General features: G+C 69.6%; 15 protein-coding genes. 12 read left to right on the top strand and 3 right to left on the bottom strand.

The window, feature by feature from the left end; translation table 11 throughout:
* Positions 1-7 precede the first annotated feature (7 nt).
* Positions 8-1,510, bottom strand: a complete 1,503-nt coding sequence (locus tag JJB11_RS13200; protein WP_201171774.1) for a leucyl aminopeptidase — start codon at positions 1,508-1,510, stop codon at positions 8-10.
* A 25-nt stretch (positions 1,511-1,535) separates the two neighbouring features.
* Entirely contained in the window at positions 1,536-3,017 is a 1,482-nt protein-coding gene (locus JJB11_RS13195) for a RimK family protein (protein WP_201171773.1), read from the bottom strand.
* 189 nt (positions 3,018-3,206) lie between these two features.
* Here JJB11_RS13195 and JJB11_RS13190 point away from each other — a divergent pair, with 189 nt between their 5' ends.
* The 8 genes from JJB11_RS13190 to JJB11_RS13155 all read left to right on the top strand — a co-directional run bounded on the left by JJB11_RS13190 (position 3,207) and on the right by JJB11_RS13155 (position 9,512).
* Positions 3,207-3,599 carry a DUF302 domain-containing protein gene (locus JJB11_RS13190; RefSeq protein WP_201171771.1) on the top strand — a complete coding sequence of 131 codons (393 nt, stop codon included), beginning with the start codon at positions 3,207-3,209 and terminating at the stop codon, positions 3,597-3,599.
* Between the two features lie 45 nt (positions 3,600-3,644).
* Entirely contained in the window at positions 3,645-4,445 is an 801-nt protein-coding gene (locus JJB11_RS13185; RefSeq protein WP_201172664.1) for a sulfite exporter TauE/SafE family protein, read from the top strand.
* Positions 4,446-4,616: 171 nt separating this feature from the next.
* The gene (locus tag JJB11_RS13180) at positions 4,617-4,886 is read left to right on the top strand and encodes a hypothetical protein (RefSeq protein WP_201171769.1); all 270 of its coding nucleotides are present in this window, start codon (positions 4,617-4,619) and stop codon (positions 4,884-4,886) included.
* Positions 4,887-5,008: 122 nt separating this feature from the next.
* Entirely contained in the window at positions 5,009-5,788 is a 780-nt protein-coding gene (locus JJB11_RS13175; protein ID WP_201171767.1) for an IclR family transcriptional regulator, read from the top strand.
* An 84-nt stretch (positions 5,789-5,872) separates the two neighbouring features.
* A complete protein-coding gene (locus JJB11_RS13170; protein ID WP_201171765.1) occupies positions 5,873-6,676 on the top strand; it encodes an HpcH/HpaI aldolase family protein in 804 nt (267 codons plus the stop codon).
* A gap of 20 nt (positions 6,677-6,696) precedes the next feature.
* Entirely contained in the window at positions 6,697-7,686 is a 990-nt protein-coding gene (locus JJB11_RS13165; protein ID WP_201171756.1) for a Bug family tripartite tricarboxylate transporter substrate binding protein, read from the top strand.
* Between the two features lie 16 nt (positions 7,687-7,702).
* Entirely contained in the window at positions 7,703-8,986 is a 1,284-nt protein-coding gene (locus JJB11_RS13160) for a 3-isopropylmalate dehydratase large subunit (RefSeq protein WP_207190007.1), read from the top strand.
* The gene (locus JJB11_RS13155) at positions 8,979-9,512 is read left to right on the top strand and encodes a LeuD/DmdB family oxidoreductase small subunit (RefSeq protein ID WP_201171752.1); all 534 of its coding nucleotides are present in this window, start codon (positions 8,979-8,981) and stop codon (positions 9,510-9,512) included. The genes JJB11_RS13160 and JJB11_RS13155 overlap by 8 nt, the downstream gene beginning before the upstream one ends.
* A gap of 39 nt (positions 9,513-9,551) precedes the next feature.
* Here the strand turns inward: JJB11_RS13155 and JJB11_RS13150 are convergent, their stop codons facing one another.
* Positions 9,552-10,433, bottom strand: coding sequence for a LysR substrate-binding domain-containing protein (locus JJB11_RS13150; protein WP_201171745.1), 882 nt, complete (start codon positions 10,431-10,433; stop codon positions 9,552-9,554).
* 99 nt (positions 10,434-10,532) lie between these two features.
* On the opposite strand from JJB11_RS13150, the gene JJB11_RS13145 reads away from it, so the two are divergent.
* Genes JJB11_RS13145 through JJB11_RS13130 form a run of 4 tightly spaced genes read left to right on the top strand, consistent with a single transcriptional unit; the run spans position 10,533 to position 14,505 of the window.
* Positions 10,533-11,525: a Bug family tripartite tricarboxylate transporter substrate binding protein gene (locus JJB11_RS13145; RefSeq protein WP_201171743.1), complete on the top strand. Its 993-nt coding sequence runs from the start codon at positions 10,533-10,535 to the stop codon at positions 11,523-11,525.
* A 32-nt stretch (positions 11,526-11,557) separates the two neighbouring features.
* On the top strand, positions 11,558-12,322 hold the full coding sequence (locus JJB11_RS13140; protein ID WP_201964818.1) for an aldolase/citrate lyase family protein: 765 nt from the start codon (positions 11,558-11,560) through the stop codon (positions 12,320-12,322).
* Positions 12,323-12,340: 18 nt separating this feature from the next.
* On the top strand, positions 12,341-13,696 hold the full coding sequence (locus JJB11_RS13135) for a Rieske 2Fe-2S domain-containing protein (RefSeq protein WP_201171740.1): 1,356 nt from the start codon (positions 12,341-12,343) through the stop codon (positions 13,694-13,696).
* Between the two features lie 17 nt (positions 13,697-13,713).
* A complete protein-coding gene (locus tag JJB11_RS13130) occupies positions 13,714-14,505 on the top strand; it encodes a hydroxypyruvate isomerase family protein (protein WP_201171733.1) in 792 nt (263 codons plus the stop codon).
* The last annotated feature ends 11 nt before the right edge of the window (positions 14,506-14,516 follow it).

The raw sequence follows: 14,516 nt of genomic DNA, 5'->3' as shown, positions 1-14,516 counted from the left end.
CGGCTGTTCACCCCGACCGGGTCTGCGCCGCGCGCGCCGCGAGGAAGTGCGCCAGCAGCGCCACCGGCCGGCCGGTCGCGCCCTTGTCCGCGCCGCTCCGCGACGCCGTGCCCGCGATGTCCAGGTGCGCCCAGGGGTAGCTCTTGGTGAAGCGCGAGAGGAAGCACGCTGCCGTGACCGCGCAACTGGTGGGCGAACCGATGTTGGGGAAGTCCGCGAAGTTGGACTTCAGCGCCTCCTGGTACTCGTCCCACAGAGGCATCTGCCAGGCACGATCCCACGCGCGCTCGCCGGCGTCCAGCACCTCGCGCGCCAGCGCGTCGCTGTTGGAGAACAAGCCGGTCGCGACCTCGCCCAGCGCGCTCACGATCTCGCCCGTCAGCGTGGCGACGTCGATCACGGCCGCAGGCCGATACCGCTCGACATAGGTGAGCGCATCGCACAGGACGAGGCGGCCCTCGGAGTCCGTGTCGAGGATTTCCACGGTCTGCCCGGACAAGGTGGTGACGATGTCGCCCGGCTTGCTCGCATTGCCGCCGGGCATGTTCTCCGTCGCGGGGATGACGCCGACCACGTTGATCGGCAGCTTCATGAGCGCGGCGGCGCGCAGTGCGCCGAACACGCTGGCCGCCCCGCACATGTCGAACTTCATCTCGTCCATCTCGGGCGCGGGCTTGATCGAGATGCCGCCCGCATCGAAGGTGATGCCCTTGCCGACCAGTGCGATCGGCTGCGCGCCGGGGGCGCCGCCCCGGTACTCCATGACGATCAGCCTCGGCGGCTGCAGGCTGCCGCGCGCGACGGCGAGGAACGCGCCCATGCCCAGCTTCTCGATCTCGGGCTGTTCGAGGATGGTCACCTGCATGCCGTGGCTTTCGCCGACCAGGCGCGCCTGGTCGGCCAGGTAGGTCGGCGTGCAAAGGTTGCCCGGCATGTTGCCGAGGTCCCTGGCGAGCAGGATGCCTTGCGCAATGGCGGCCGCGCGCTGGATCGCTGCCTCGCCCGAGCGCTTCTCCGCGGGCTCCGCCACCTGGAACGCCAGCTGGTCGAGGGCGCGCTTGACCTGCGCTGGGTGGCTCTTCAACTGGTCGAACCGGTAGACGCCGTCCATGGCGGCAAGCACGGCCTGCTCGATCCTCCAGGCGCTGTCGCGGCCGGCCACGGCCAGTTCGTGGAGGCAGATCGTCGCCTGCACGGTGCCGGTCGCAACCAGCGCCTTCATCGCCGCCGTGAGCGCCGTTCGATAACTGCCTTCGCGGAATTCGGGCTCCGCGCCCAGGCCCACGAGCAGCACGCGTTGCGTGGCGAGTTTCGGCGGGTCGTGCAGCAGCAGCGTCGTGCCGATGTCGCCTTCGAGGTCGCCGCGCTCCAGCACCCGCGCGATGGCGCCGCCCGCTGCGGCGTCGAGCGCCCGCGCCGCAGGCGAAAGCTGGCGACCCGCGTAGACACCGGCGACGATGCAGCCGGTGCGCTGATGGGCGAGCGGGTCCTGCGTGAGGCTGAATTCCATGACGGCACCTCGCTGGCGCGGCGCTCTAGGCGGTGGCGCGCTGCCCGGCTCCGCTTCTCGAGCCCGCAATGCGGCGCGCGAACACGCCCAGGATTTCGCGGTAGAGCGCTTCGCCCAGCACCTGGTCCTCGTTGCCCGCGTCGATGTTCGGGTTGCAGTTCACCTCGATCAGGACCACGCGGTCCTCCACCTGCTTCAGGTCCACGCCGTAGAGGCCGCGGCCGACGAGGTTGGCCGCGCGCACGGCCATGTCGATCACCTGCTCGGGCGCCTCGCCCACGGCCATCGCTTGCGTCTTGCCCTCGACCGCCTCCCGCCCTTCGGCGAACTCGATGATCTTCCAGTGGCCGGGCGCCATGAAGTACTTGGCGACGAACAGCGGCCGGCCATCGTAGACGCCGACCCGCCAGTCGAAGTCGGTCCGCAGCCACTCCTGCGCGACGATCAGCTCGGACACCTTGAAGAAGCGCTCGGACTCGCGCCGCAAGTCGTCGGCGGACTCGATCTTCACCACGTCCAGGCCGAAGCCGCTGTCCGGCAGCTTGAGGACGCAGGGCAGGCCCAGCGTGGCGATCACCTGGTCGACGTTGTCGCGATGCACGGTGAGCGTCCGCGGCTGCGGAATGCGATGCCGGTTCATGAGCTCGTGCATGTAGACCTTGTTCAGGCAGCGCAGGATGGACTCGGGGTCGTCGACGACCGGCATGCCCAGCGACTCCGCGCGTCGCGCGAATTCATAGACGAAGCCGTTGACCTCGGGGCTTGCGCGATTGAACAGGGCGTCGAATTCCGGCAGCCGCTCCATCGCGTCCGGCTCGATCAGCTCCGCCTCCAGTCCCACCAGCGGCGCCGTCTGCACCAGCCGCTGGAGCGCTTCCGCATTGGACGGCTTGTGGGGTTCGTTCGGATCCCACAGGATCGCGAGGCGCGGCCGGTCCGTGCTGGCGCGCTGCGGCCGGGACGTGGAGGTGTCGCAAACGACGGCCTTGACCGTGTCCAGCAGGAAGGCGCGGTCCTGCGAGGGGACGTCGGGCAGGCCGATCGCCTGGACCGCCTCCAGGTGCCAGCGGCCGTCCACGCGGCGGAACAGGGCGCGCAGCAGCGGCGCGCGCACGTTCGCGAACAGCTTCTCGGCGAGGATGTCGTGGCGCTGCGCCGGGTCCTTGCCGAAGTACGCGTCGAGTTCGAAGCGCTCGCTCTCGTCGTGATGCAGCGTCTCCTGCACCAGCGGATCGAGCTCCGCCGCGAGCGCCTCCACCCGCGCCTGCGACTTGAGGTCTTCCACCGTCTTCACGTCCGGCATGGGCCGCTGCCCACGCGCTTCGGCCAGCAGCGACACGTAGTAGCCGCGCCCCTGGTAGCGCCCCGTGCGGCAGAAATTGAAGACGCGCACGGCGGCGTCGCGGCTGCCGCCCGGCTCCGAGAGGTAGGTGCGGGCGGGAACGACGGTGGCGTCCGAAAGGTCGAACCACTCCTGCTTCTGGTCTGTCACGATCACTGTGCGCATTGGTCTGATGCTCTGCCAGCGCGGGCGCCGGTGCCGTCGGCGGGGGACGACGCCGGCTGTCGGGCGGGAAGGACGGCCGGGGTCATCGTCGTCCCATCCGTGCCGGGACACGCCGAGCAGGGAGCCCGTTAGCGCAGGATCATGCGAAAGCACTACCATGGCGCTTTCTTCACGCCGGAAGGAAGGGCCATGTACGGTCAACACATCACCATCCCCGGTCCCTATGCGCAGGCGCTCGACCGGGTCACGGCCGCCTTGAAGGAAGAAGGTTTCGGCGTCCTGAGCGACATCGACATCCAGCGGGCGATGAAGGAGAAGCTGGGCGCCGACATGCGGCCTTACCGCATCCTGGGCGCCTGCAATCCGCCGCTCGCGCATCGGGCCCTGCAAGCCGAGCCGGAGATCGGCCTGCTGCTGCCTTGCAACGTGACCGTGCGCGAGCAGGAAGACGGCAGCGTGTCGGTCGGCTTCCTCGATCCGCAGGTGATGGTGCAGCTCACCAGCAACCCGGCCATCGCGGGTGTCGCCGACGACGCCGCGCAGCGGCTCGATCGCGCACGCGCGAAACTCTCGCGCGGCTGAGCGCCCTCGGGCGGCACGCAGGTGATCGAAGACAGCGCGTTGCAGATGGCTCTCGGCGCCGTGGTGGGCGCCGTCCTCGCCCTCACAGGCGCGGGCGGGGGCATCCTCGCGGTTCCGCTGCTCGTGTTCGTGCTGCACCTGCCGATCGCCCGATCGGCGCCCGTGGGCCTGATCGCCGTCGGCCTGGCGTCCGCGTTCGGCGCGGCGCTCGGCTTGCGCGACGGCATCGTCCGCTACCGCGCCGCCGCCGTGATCGGGGTGGCGGGCATGTTGCTGGCGCCGCTCGGTGTGCGCATCGGGAAGGTGGTGCCGAACGGGCCGCTGACTGTGGCCTTTGCCTGCGTGCTGGCCTACGTCGCGGTCCGCATGCTGCGCGCCGCGGGCCGAAGCGCCCACGACCAGAGCGCGCAACCCGCCGCCAAGGCGCCGTGCGCACTGAACCCCGCCACCGGCCGGCTGGTCTGGACCTTGCCGTGCGGCCGCGCGCTGGCCGCGACCGGCGTCGTCTCGGGCTTGCTCAGTGGCTTGCTGGGCGTCGGCGGTGGCTTCGTCATCGTCCCCTCCCTCACCCGTTTCACCAACCTGGAGACACGAAGCGTCGTGGCCACCTCGCTTGCGGTGATCGCGCTCGTCTCGGTCGGTGGCGTGAGCGCCGCAGCAGCGCAGGGCATGGTCGACTGGGACATTGCCGTCCCGTTCTCCGCGGGCGCCGTCCTGGCCTTGCTCCTGGGCCGGCGCGTGGCCGCCCGGCTCGCGGGCGCCCACGTCCAGCGGGCCTTCGCGATCACGAGCCTGGCCGTGTCCGTCCTGATGGTGGGCAGGGGCCTGGGCTGGATTGCAAGCTAGCCTGGAAGTTGCAGCCACCGGGCTGCAGAGGGCGAACCGGTCAGCCACGCTTCAGGAACAGCGCCGCGCCGAGTCGATTTGGCAACGGCGCGCGTGCAAAAGCGGGCTTGCGCCTAGGCGGTTGCCGCACGGCTGGGTAAAGTAAGACTTCCTGCCACGCCCTGGATCGACATGGACTTCTTCAATTCGCTCACGCTGGACCTGAAGTTCCTGGTGATTGCCATCGCTGGCTGCGTGCTGCTGGCCCTGTTCAGCGGGAACAGCCGCAGCGAGAAGCGCTACATGGTCCTGCTGGCCCTGCTCTCCGCCGTGGGCGTCTACCGCTTCACGCAGACCACGATCCACGACCAGGCCGCGCTGGCCGAGGCGGAGATGGCCACCGTGCATCCCGTGAAGGTGCAGAGCAAGCACGTTCCGCTGGTGTCCACCTCGGCGAAGTAGCCGCAGCCGAGCCTCCGGCTGCCTTGTCCGGCGCTGCTGCGAGCGGCGCGCCGGCTCCGCGTCCGATGCCGCGGCCGTGACCTGCCCCCGGCGGACAGCGCACCTGCCGGACAATCGCTTCCATGAGCAGCCAGGACAAGATGCTTGCCTTGCTCGACGCATTCAGCGTCGAGGCGCCCGTGTGGTCGGCCGAGGAGCTGGCCGCGCGGTTCGAACTGCCGGCCTCCACCTGCTACCGCTACCTCAAGTCACTGCACCAGGCGGGGCTGCTGGCGCGCGTGGGCAGCGGCTCGTACGTCGTCGGCCCGCGCGTGCTGGCGCTGGACCGCATCGCGCGCCTGTCGGACCCGGTGTACAGCGTGGGCAGTCCGGTGGTGGCGGCGCTTTCACGGCGCACCGGCTACAGCGCGCTGCTGTCCGTCCTCTACAGCGACTCGGTGATGTGCGTGCAGCAGGTGGCGACCGACGATGCGCCGCCGGGCCTGTTCGGCCGCGGACAACAGAGGCCCCTGGTCGCCGGCGCGACCGCCAACATCATCCTGGCCCACCTTCCCCCGCACCAGTTGCGCAGCGTCTTCCAGAAGCAGCAGGCGAACATCGCTTCCGCCGGGCTCGGCAAGGACTGGGACACGCTGCGCGCCCGGCTGGCCGAGATCCGGCAGCAGGGCTACGCATACTCCGCGGGTGAGTACCGCGCCGGCATCGCGGGCCTCGCCGCGCCGCTGTTCAACAAGGACGGCGAGGTGCTGGGAAGCATCGCGCTCGCCACCTCCACGAAGTCACCGCAGCTCTCCGCGTTCAAGGCGCAGGCGCCGGCGGTGATCAAGGCAGCCGCGGAGATTTCGCGCGGGATCGCCGCGAGCTCGCAGGTGGTGGACTTGCCCGCACGCGCGCTGGGATGACGGCGCCCGGGCTTGACCCGACGGGAAAGTCTCCTACAATGTGAGAATCTTTTTGATTCCTCACCGCGGCCCCGCCGCGTCCGCATGACCCCCTCCCTCGACGAGATCCTTCGCAACGGTGTGAAGGACAAGCTGGCCCGCGACGAAGTCGTGGCTTCCATGATGGTGCGCCTGGTGCGCGGCGTGGAGATCGCACGCATCGCGAAGTCGGCCGGCTTCGACACCTTCTACGTCGACATGGAGCACTGCTCGTTCTCGCTGGAGACGACGAGCCAGATCTGCATGGCGGCCCTGGAGATCGGCATTCCCGCCTTCGTGCGCGTGCCGGCCAACAGCCCCGAGTACATCTCGCGCGTGCTCGATGGCGGCGCCATGGGCGTGATCGCCCCGCACGTGCGCACGCCGGAGCAGGCCGCGGAAGTGGTTCGGTACGCACGTTTCGCCCCGCAAGGCGAGCGCTCGGCCAACGGCGGCCTGCCGCACCTGCAGTACCGCAGCTACCCGACGGTGGAAGCCAACCTGGCGCTGAACCGGGCCACCATGGTGATCCTCATGATGGAGGCGGTCGACGCGCTGAAACGCGTGGAGGAGATCGCCGCGGTCGACGGCGTGGACATGCTGCTGATCGGCACCAACGACCTCACCGCCGAATGGGGCGTGCCGGGCCAGTACGACGATGCGCGCGTCTGCGCCGCCTACGAGCGCACCATCGCCGCCTGCCGCAAGCACGGCAAGCACGTGGGCATCGGCGGGCTCGCTTCCCGACCCGACCTGGTGGAAAAGTTCGTGCGCATGGGCGCGCGCTTCGTCTCCACCGGCACCGACCTGTCCTTCCTCATGGGCGCCTGCACCGCCAAGGCCAAGGCCGTGGCTGCGCTCACCCGCTGAATTCATTCCCAGGAGACACCATGCAGTACCAACGTCGCACGCTGGCGAAAGCCGTGCTCGCCGCATTCGCCCTCGGCACCCTCGCCTCCACCGCCGTGGCGCAAGGCTCCTGGCCGGACAAGCCCGTGAAGATCGTCGTGGCGTTCACGCCGGGCGGCCCCACCGACGTGGTGGCGCGCATGATCGCCGAGAAGCTCACCACCAGGTGGGGCCAGCAGGTGATCGTCGAGAACAAGCCCGGCGCCGCGGGCGTGATCGGTTCCGAATACGTCGCCAGGTCGCCCGCCGACGGCTACACGCTGCTGATGGCCACCGCAGGCAACCTGACGGTGAACCAGCACCTGTACAAGAACATGAAGTTCGACCCCGTGAAGGACTTCGCCCCGATCGCGCAGACCGCCGGTGTGGACTTCGTGCTGGTGACGCAGCCGAACGCACCGTTCCACAATGTCAAGGAACTGATCGCCGCCGCCAAGGCGAAGCCGGGCACGATCACCAGCGCCACTTCCGGCAACGGCGGTGCGCCGCACCTGGCGGCCGCCCTGTTCGAGAACGAAGCCGGCGTCGACCTGAACCTGGTCCCCTACAAGGGCACGGCGGACGCCGTGAATGCGGTGCTGGGCGGCCAGACGCAGCTGGACTTCGACGCCGCCTCGCAAGTGGTGCCGCAGATCAAGGGCGGCAAGCTCAAGCCGCTGGCGGTGCTGGGCACCAAGCGCTCGCCGCTGCTGCCCGACGTGCCGACGATGGCCGAGGCCGGCCTGACCAAGTACAACTTCAGCAACTGGTTCGGCCTGGTCGGCCCGGCCCATATGCCGAAGGAAGTGATCGACAAGCTGCAGAAGGACGTGGCCGAAGTGCTGAAGGATCCGGCGCTGCGCAGCCGCTACGAGATGCTCGGCCTGCAGGCGCCCGCCGCGACCACGCCCGCGCAGTTCGCGAGCGTGATCCAGCAGGATTCGGCCAAGTGGGCCGCGACCATCCAGCAGGCGCACATCGCCGCGCAATGAGGACCCTGCCATGGGCATGACCATCACGGAAAAGATCCTGGCCCGCGCGGCGGGACTGGACGCGGTGACGCCGGGCCAGTTCCTGGACTGCAAGGTGGACCAGGTCGCCAGCATGGACCTGCAGGGCAAGCTGGTGTTCAACACGATCGGCACCCTCGGCAGCGACCAGCTGTTCGATCCGGCGCGGGTCGCGTTCACGCTGGACCACCAGAGCCCGGCCCAGACCGTGGCGATCGCCGACGTGCATGCGGCGATCCGGAAGGCGGCGAAGAAGTACGAGGTGAAGAACCTGTTCGACGTCGGCAGCGGCATCATGCACGTGGTGATGCCCGAGCGCGGTCTCGTGCTCCCCGGCGAGCTGGTGGTGATGAACGAGTCGCACACGCCCACGGGCGGCGCCATGGGCGCGGTCGTGATCGGTGTCGGCCAGACCGACGCCGCGGTGGCCGCGGCGCTGGGGGAGATCTGGCTCGTCGTGCCGGCGACGATCCGCATCAACCTGCGCGGCGCGCTGCGGCACGGCGTGACGACCAAGGACGTCGCCCTGCACCTGATGAAGCTGCTCGGCTACGAGCGCAAGGCGATCTACAAGACCATCGAGATCGGCGGCCCCGGCGTGGCGGCGCTGTCGATGGACGCGCGTTTCACGATCACCAACTACTGCTCGGACATGGGCGCGAAGTCGGCCATCTTCGAGCCGGACGAGGTCACGCTGGAGTACGCCGCCGCGCGCGCGCAGCGGGAGTTCACGCCGCTGTACAGCGATCCGGATTGCCGCTACGAGGACCTCATCGACGTGGACCTCGGCGCGCTGGAGCCGCTGCTGGCGTGCCCGCATGCGCTGGACAACATCCACAGCGTCGCATCGCAAGCCGGCCAGGCGATCAACGAAGCCTTCATCGGCACCTGCACCAACGGCCGCTTCGAAGACCTCGCGGCCGCCGCGGCGATCGTCTCGGGCCGCAAGGTTGCGCCAGGCGTGCGCTTCGTGGTCGTGCCGGCATCGCGCGAGGTGTACCAGCGCGCGCTCGGGGCGGGCCACATCGCCACGCTGTCGGAAGCAGGCGCCCTCGTGTTCCCGCCCGGGTGCGGCCCGTGCATGGGCGAGCACAGCGGCGTGCTCGGCGCGGGCGAAGTGGCGATCAGCTCGGGCAACCGCAACATGAAGGGCCGCATGGGCAGCCCCGATTCCTTCGTCTATCTCGGCTCGCCGCAGACTGTCGCGGCCTCCGCCGTGTGCGGCGTCATCACCGATCCGCGCACCCTCGCACCCGCGCCCCAGGAGCTGGCCCATGCCTGACACCATCCGTGCCGGCGCCTACCGCGTCGGCGACGACGTGAAGGCGCTGGAGATCATGCCGACGCGCTTCAAGAGCTCCAATGCGCTCTCCGATGCGGAGCTCGCCAAGGCGGCGTTTGCCGACCTGGACCCTGCCTTCTCGGCGCGGGCCCAGGCGGGCGAGTACGGGATCGTCGTCGCCGGCGTGAACTTCGGCGGCGGCGGCAAGACGGTGGAAGGCCCGGTGTTCGCGCTGCGCGGTGCGGGCGTGAAGCTGGTCATCGCCGACTCGTTCGCGCGCTTCTTCCTGCGCAACGCGATCAACAACGCCTTCCCGGTGCTGGTGTGTCCCGGCATCGCGCAGGCCGTGCAGACCGGCCAGCAGCTCGAGGTGGACCTCGAGGCAGCGCGCATCACGAATGTGGACACCGGGCAGGTCCTGCAGGCGACCCCGCTTTCGGCGACGGCGCTGCAGATCATCGCGGCGGGCGGGCTGGTGCCCTATGCGAAGCGGAAGCTGGCGCAACGGGCGATGACTGGGGCATAAGGGCGGCACCGGGCGCCGCCCTCAGGGCACGGCTGCAGTTCAAGTCCCGGCTGCCGCCTTCAACCATTCGCCGAAGGTGCGGATCGCTTCACCGTGGACCGACACCTTGGGCGACAGCAAGGCATAGGACGGCGACACCGGTCCGTCGGGTTGCGCCAGGGCGCAGAGCCGGCGTCGCTGGATTTCCTCCTGCACCAGCGCAGCAGGCGCCAGCGCCACGCCCAGCGAGTCGAGCGCGGCCTGCAAGGCGAAATAGAGCTGCTCGAATGCGATGGTGTGGGCCGAAGCGGGCCGCTGCACCCCGTTGGCGCGCAGCCAGTCGGGCCAGGCCCGCGGCTCCGAGCGCGTGAGGATCAGCGTCGCCCGGCGCAGGTCAGCAGGCCCGCGCAGGCGATGCTGCTCCTGGTAAGCGGGACTGCAGACGGGCACCGGGCGCGCGTCGAGGAAGCGTGTCGCCAGCAGGCCCCGCGGGACCTGACGGATGCGGCGGATGGCCGCGTCGTATTCGCCCGCCTCGAAATCCACCGGCTCCGTTGACGTCGTGAGATCGATGCGCAGCCGCGGGTGCGCGCGGAGCAGCTCCGACATGCGCGGGATCAGCCAGCGCATCGCCAGCGTCGGCGGGACGCTCACCCGCAGGTCCTCGGCAGGCCCTTCCTGCCGCACCTGGGCCACGGCCGAGCGCAACGTGTCGAAGGCAGTGCCGACGCCGCGCGCGAACTGCGCGCCTTCCGCCGTGAGCTTCAGTCCACGGGCACCACGGACGAACAGCGCCACTTTCAGCTCCTGTTCAAGGGCAGCAATCTGGCGGCTGACCGCGCCGTGGGTGACATAGAGCTCAGTGGCGGCCGCCGTGAAGCTCAGGTGGCGCGCGGCCGCATCGAAGGCCTTGAGCGAGTTCAGCGGCGGCAGTTTCTGCATCGGCGAGCTGTGAGGTTTCCTCACATTGTGCGCGGAAATATCGATTGCCCGTGCGCACTTCGCTGCCCATGATGGGCGGACCCCACGGAGCCCGATTCCATGACAAAGAGAGACAAGCGCCGCGCGCCGGACCTGCGCCGGCGCGATCTGTTGGTCGCAGCGATGGCATCGGTGGCGTGCCGCGCCTTTGCGCAGGCCGACAGCATCGAGGGCCCGATCCGCATCGTGCTGCCCTTCGGTCCGGGCAGCGGCACCGACGTCTATGCGCGCCTGGTCGCGCAGCACCTCGGCGCCGCACTCGGAGTCAACACCGTCATCGACAACAAGCCGGGCGCCAACGGCATCCTCGCGGCGCAGGCCGTCGCGCGTGCGAAACCCGATGGCTCGACCCTTCTCCTCACCACGAATACGACGCATGCGGCCAATCCTCACCTGGTCAAGGACCTGCCGTACGACCCGGTGAAGGACTTCGCACCCATCAGCAAGATGGGCAACCTCACCTTCTTCGTCCTGGTGCCCGCAACCAGCCCGTTCCAGACGATGAAGGACCTGGTCGACGCCGCGGGCAAGGCGCCCAACTCCGTGAGCTATGGAGCGGCGAACAGCTTCGGCATGGTGTCGGGCAGCAAGCTGGGCAAGACGGCGGGCGTGGAGTTCCTGCGCGTGCCGTACAAGAGCTCACCGCAGATCACCACGGCCCTGCTGGGCGGGCAGTTGCAGTTCGCCTTCGTCGACATGGCCGCGGCCGCGGCGCTGGTGAAATCGGGCAGGATGCGCGCCCTGGCCGTGCTGGCGGACAAGCGCTTCCCCTCGCTGCCTGACGTACCCACCATGACGGAAGCGGGCTTCCCGGGTTTCAACGTGGTCGCCTGGTTCGGCATGTTCGCCCCGGCCGGCACGCCCGCCCCCATCGTCAACCGGATCAACAAGGCGCTGGTGGCCGTGCTGCAGCGGCCCGACCTGCGCGAACGCGGGGCGCAGCTGGGCATAGAGATCTTCGGCAGCACGCCCGGCGAGCTGGAGGACTACGTGAAGTCGCAGATCGCGCTGTGGGGCCAGTTCACGGCCGACGCGGGCCTGAAGCCGGAATGAGCACGCCGCACCGACCGATGCCAGTACCTGCCGTGAACCCGTTCAAGCAGAAGCTGCTGCGCGGCGAGCCGCAGTTCGGACTGTTCTGCATGTCGCTCACCGCACAGACGGCGGAAGCGCTCTCCTCCTGCGGCTTCGACTTCCTGATGTTCGACGCCGAGCACACGCCCACCAGCCTGCCCACGCTGTACACGCAGGCGCTCGCGCTGGCGGCGAGCACGACGCAATGCCTCGTGCGCATGCCCTCGCTGGACCCGGTCCTGTTCAAGCCGGTGCTGGACCTGGCCATCGACACCGTGATGGTGCCCAACATCCGGACGGCGGAAGAGGCGCGTGCGGCCGTGCGTGCGGTGCGCTACCCGCCGCACGGCATTCGCGGCGTGGGCGGCAGCGTCCGTGCGACCGGCTACGGCCGGCATGCCGACTACTACGCGGTGGCGGCTGACCGTGTCTGCCTGCTGCTCCAGATCGAGAGCGCCGAAGGCTTGCGCAATCTCGACGCGATCTGCGCGGTGGATGGAGTCGACGGCCTGTTCATCGGCCCGGTGGACCTCGCGACCGACATGGGCCATCTCGCGCAGGCTACGCACCCGCAGGTCGTCGAAGCAGCGCTCGACGGCGTGCGGCGTATCCGGGCGGCCGGCAAGGCGGCCGGCATCCTGGCTGCTGAGGCGCAGGCCGCGATGTACGTGGACGCTGGTGCGAACGTGGTGTGCCTGGGGTCGGACCTGGGGGTGCTGGTGAGGAATGCGGACGCGCTCGCCGCCCGCTGGGTGCGCGCAGAACAGGCGCCGTGACGAATAGGAGAGACGGACATGCTGAGTCATGAAGACAACCTGATGCTGACGCGCACGAACGCGGGCACGCCCATGGGCGAGCTGTTCCGCAGCTACTGGATCCCGGTGCTGCTGTCGCAGGAAGTGCCGGAACGCGATGGCCCGCCGGTGCGCGTGAAGGTGCTGGGCGAGGAGCTGATCGCGTTTCGGGACAGCGAGGGCACGGTGGCCCTGATCGAGCCCCGCTGTTCGCACCGCGGCGCGAATCTCTTCTTCGGCCGCAACGAAGGCGGCGGCATCCGCTGCGCGTACCACGGCTGGAAATTCGACGCCCGTGGCGAGTGCCTCGACATGCCGACGATGCCCTCCGAGACGGCGGCGCGCCTGGGCGAGAAGGCCCGCATCCGGGCCTATCCCACGCGCGAGTGGGGCGACTTCGTGTGGGCCTACATGGGCGCGCGCCAGCCCGCGCCGGAACTGCCCCAGATGGAATTCGCGCTGCTGCCCGCGTCGCACCGGCATGTCTCCAAGAAATTCCAGGAGTGCAACTGGGCCCAGGCCGCCGAAGGCGGCGTCGACACGGCGCACTTCTCCTTCCTGCACCAGCCCGTCGCGTCCGGGGACGACGAGCTCGCCGAAAAGGCGGCTCGCGCGACGCGCGGCTACTCGCAGAAGACCATGAGCGCGGACCACGTGCGATGGATGCGCGACGATGCGCGCCCGCGCTACGAGGTGCGCAAGCACGGCAGCGGCCTGGTGCTCGCGGCCTCGCGCCGCGCCGGGCCCGGCGAGCACTACTGGCGCATCGCCCAGTACCTGATGCCCGCCCACGGCTACACGCCCAGCGCGACCGAGGGCCAGACCTACCACGGCCAGACCTGGATCCCGATCGACGACGAGTCCTGCTGGATCTACGTGTACTCGTGGAACCCGACGCGCCCGCTCACGGACGAAGAGCGCGCGAGCTACCGCAGCGGCGGCGCCGTGTACCCCGAGATGGACGCCAACTGGATGCCGCTGCGCCATCGCGGCAACGACTACCTGATCGACCGCCGCATGCAGAGGTCCGAGAACTTCACCGGCATCGTTGGCGTGTCGGAACAGGACGCGGCGATCCAGGACAGCCAGGGCCGCATCGCCGACCGCACGCGCGAGCTGCTGGGCCCGACCGACATCGGCGTGGCGCAGTTCCGCCGCTTCATGCTGGATGCGGCGAAGACGCTGGCCGCCGGCGGCACGCCGCCGGGGCTGGCCGATGCGGCTGCGTACCACGTGCGCGGCGGCGGCATCGTGGCACCGGCCGATGCCGGCCTGGAGGAAGTGATGAAGATGCGCTTCGGCGACGAACTGGGGCGCGTGCGCGCCACCGCGTCCGAGCCGGTGGCTTCGCGATGACCGGGGCTGCAACAGGAATGCTTCGCTTCGACCCCAACCTGCGCTGGCTCTTCACCGAGCTGCCCATGCCCGTTCGCTACGCCGCCGCGGCGGCGGCCGGCTTCCGCGGCGTGGAAGTGGCATTCCCGTACGGGACTCCCGCCAAGGAGATCGCCGCACGCCTGGACGACAACGGCCTGCAGCTCGTGCAGATCCTGTCGCCGTTCGACTGGGACGGCGGCGAGCGCGGCCTGGCCGCCCTGCCTGGCCGCAAGGAGGCGTTTCGCCGCAGCATCCATGACGCCGTGGTGTACGCAGTGCAGGTGGGACGCCCCATGATCCACGTCATGCCGGGCAACATGACGCCCGAGCTGGACCGGCGCCGTTGCATGGACCTGTTCATCGAGAACATCGCCTGGGCGGCGGACGTCGCCGGGGCTGCCGGCATCACGCTGATCCTGGAGCCCTGCTGCCGTGCGCGCTTCCCGCAGTTCCTGTACCACCGCATCGACGAGGGCGTGCAGGTGATCGAGCAGGTCGGGCGCCCCAACGTGAAGCTGTGCTTCGACACCTTCCACGTGCAGATGGAGGAAGGCGCGATCACCGATCACCTGCAGGCTGCCTGGCCGCACATCGGCCACATCCAGATCGGCAACGTGCCGGGCCGCCACGAGCCCGGTCCCGGCGAGATCCATTTCGCGTGGCTGTTCGCGCAGATCGAGAAGCTGGGATGGGAGCGCTGGATCGGCTGCGAATACATGCCCTCGGGCCACACGCTGGACTCCCTCGCCTGGGGTGCGCCCTACGGTATCCGCGACCCGCGCCTTTGAAGCGCGCCGCG

It is taken from the genome of Ramlibacter ginsenosidimutans (assembly GCF_016654015.1).
Classification (GTDB): Bacteria; Pseudomonadota; Gammaproteobacteria; order Burkholderiales; family Burkholderiaceae_C; genus Ramlibacter; species Ramlibacter ginsenosidimutans.
The sequence above is the reverse complement of the archived record's forward strand: the minus strand, read 5'-3'. Positions and strand labels throughout refer to the sequence as shown.